This is a genomic window from Pseudoalteromonas porphyrae, assembly GCF_001298125.1.
In the GTDB taxonomy this organism is placed as follows: Bacteria; Pseudomonadota; Gammaproteobacteria; order Enterobacterales; family Alteromonadaceae; genus Pseudoalteromonas; species Pseudoalteromonas neustonica.
The window spans coordinates 1-685 of sequence record NZ_LHPH01000079.1 but is presented as its reverse complement, the minus strand read 5'-3'; the positions used below and the strand labels follow the sequence as shown (position 1 = coordinate 685).

General features: G+C 66.0%; 1 protein-coding gene. It reads left to right on the top strand.

Going from position 1 to position 685, the window contains the following annotated elements; genetic code table 11:
* A partial coding sequence (locus ADS77_RS21960) for a TRAP transporter large permease subunit (protein ID WP_152960666.1) occupies positions 1-685 on the top strand: 685 nt, incomplete at both ends.

Below are 685 nucleotides of genomic sequence, written 5' to 3'. Positions count from 1 at the left end.
TCGGGCATGGCCTCCTCGGCGGTAGCCGCGGTGGGCAAGATCATGATCCCGCGCATGGTGGAGCGCGGCTACGACCGCGGCTATGCCACGGCGCTGGTCTCCACCTCGGCGGTGCTGGCGCTGCTGATCCCGCCCAGCGCCTCGATGATCATCTACGGCTGGGTGTCGGGCACTTCGGTCACCGCGTCCTTCCTGGCGCCGGTGCTGCCTGGGGTGTTGCTGGTGCTGCTGTTCTGTTTCTGGAACCGCGTGCTGACTCGCCACATGCCACTGGAGAAGCCCGAACCGGCTCCGCTGCCGGTGGTGGTGCGCGATATCGCCGGTCAGACGCGCCGCGCGGCGCTGGGCCTGGCCATGCCCATGATCATCCTTGGCTGCATCTATGGTGGCGTGACCACGCCCACCGAGGCCGCGGCCATCGCCGTGCTTTACGCCATCCCCATCAGTATCTGGTACTACCGTGAACTGCGCCTGGCCGACCTGCATGGCGTGCTGTGGCGCGCGGGGCAGACCGCCGGCACGCTGCTGGTGCTGGTGTTCTTCTCGGCGATGCTGGCGCGCATGCTGACCATGGAGAACGTGCCGCAGATGGTGCTGGAAGGGTTTCTTGGCGTCACCGAGAATCCGCTGTTGTTGATGCTCTTGCTCAACCTCTTCCTGCTGCTGATCGGCATGTTCATGGAGG